This window comes from Mycobacterium szulgai (assembly GCF_002116635.1).
In the GTDB taxonomy this organism is placed as follows: Bacteria; Actinomycetota; Actinomycetes; order Mycobacteriales; family Mycobacteriaceae; genus Mycobacterium; species Mycobacterium szulgai.
In genome coordinates this window covers 1-1,259 of sequence record NZ_LQPW01000157.1, presented here as the reverse complement: position 1 = coordinate 1,259, position 1,259 = coordinate 1, and the positions used below count along the sequence as shown (strand labels likewise).

Sequence of the window (1,259 nt, the reverse complement as noted above, 5' to 3'; positions counted from 1 at the left end):
TTCTACGGGAGTACACCCAACTACGCGTTCATCTGGGACGAGGCCGGGTTCGAGGGGACCACGGCCCGCATCCGGGAGAAACAGAAGGCCGGCGACTTCAAGGGGATGGCGGCCCAGATCAGCGACGAGCACATCGCGGCCTTTGCCACCGAGTCGACATGGGACGACTTGGCCGATGCGCTCGTCGACAAGTACGCAGGCATGGCGACGCGCATCGTGCTGTACAACGCCCTCGGCGATGCCGCGCATTTCGAACGGTATGGCGAAGTGGCACAACGCATATCGGCCCGCCAAGCCGGCTAGCAGTGATGCAGGTAGAAGGGGTCGATCGCGCGCGGACTCATTCCGGTAGTGAATAGGAAGAGGCACAACAACAGACCGATGGCACCGATCGCCGTCGCTGCCACACCGATAGCCAGATAGGCGCCGCGGACTCGGGGTCTGAGCAGACTGACTAAGCCCGTCACACCGGCACCGACGCTCAACAAACCACCCAGGATCAAGCACCGGCTTCTGGCACCATCCAGGTTGCGGTCGACGCCACAGCCGCTTTCCCAGGCATGGCTGGCCACGATGAGCGTGCCTGCACGCCCTCGCCGGACACGCCGACAAGGTGTGGTGGTGGCGATGTGCGCCGACGGCCGCATCGGTATATCCGGAAGCGGCGACAACACCGTGCGCAGTTGGGATATGGCCGCCGGGCAATTGCTGCACACCCTCGACCAGCACACCAAAGCGGTGACTCAGGTGGCGCTTTCCGCCGACGGCCGCCAGGCCAGGTCGGGCGACGCCATCACCATCCGCTCTGGGACGTACTCGCCGGGCGGTGTTTGCAGACCCTGACCGGGCTCGACGCGTACGTACGACGGCTCGCGCTCAGCGCCGACGCCACCGTCGCGGCAACGCTGCAATTTCCAGCGATCAACCCGACGACACTGCGCATCTGGCCGCTTACCCTGGTCCCGTGAGCAACCCACAAGTACCCGGAGGCGTGGTACATACTCTGCCCACGGACCTACGTAGCGCCTTGATCGGCAATTCAACCGCGCTGGCCGCCTGGAAAGACATCACTCCGTTAGCGCGCAACGAGTTCATCTGCTGGGTGGAGGACGCCAAGCAGGAGAAGACTCGGGAGCGCCGCATCCGCCGGACCCAGGAGGAGCTGGAAGAAGGCAAGCGGCGCCCCTGTTGCTGGCCCGGGTGCAAGCACCGCGAACGCAACGGTCGTTAGGCCGACGGCCCGCCCGGAGTCAGCCGGG

At 65.3% G+C, this 1,259-nt stretch carries 4 protein-coding genes; 3 read left to right on the top strand and 1 reads right to left on the bottom strand.

Going from position 1 to position 1,259, the window contains the following annotated elements:
* Positions 1-303, top strand: a 303-nt coding sequence (locus AWC27_RS23905; protein WP_139837181.1) for an LLM class flavin-dependent oxidoreductase, incomplete at its 5' end; no start/stop codon positions are given.
* On the opposite strand, the gene AWC27_RS31335 is transcribed toward AWC27_RS23905, so the two are convergent.
* On the bottom strand, positions 300-467 hold the full coding sequence (locus tag AWC27_RS31335) for a hypothetical protein (protein WP_169726852.1): 168 nt from the start codon (positions 465-467) through the stop codon (positions 300-302). The two genes, AWC27_RS23905 and AWC27_RS31335, sit on opposite strands and share 4 nt — an antisense overlap.
* Positions 468-573: 106 nt before the next feature.
* Between AWC27_RS31335 and AWC27_RS23895 the strand changes: the two genes are divergently transcribed.
* Positions 574-843, top strand: a complete 270-nt coding sequence (locus AWC27_RS23895) for a WD40 repeat domain-containing protein (RefSeq protein WP_139837180.1) — start codon at positions 574-576, stop codon at positions 841-843.
* 121 nt (positions 844-964) lie between these two features.
* Positions 965-1,231 (top strand): YdeI/OmpD-associated family protein, encoded by a 267-nt coding sequence (locus AWC27_RS23890; protein ID WP_085672752.1) that lies wholly within the window; start codon positions 965-967, stop codon positions 1,229-1,231.
* The last annotated feature ends 28 nt before the right edge of the window (positions 1,232-1,259 follow it).

What these genes read in the sequence shown, in the direction of transcription:
- AWC27_RS23895 (WP_139837180.1), top strand. Translation starts at nt 574, where the DNA reads ATGAGCGTGCCTGCACGCCCTCGCCGGACACGCCGACAAGGTGTGGTG.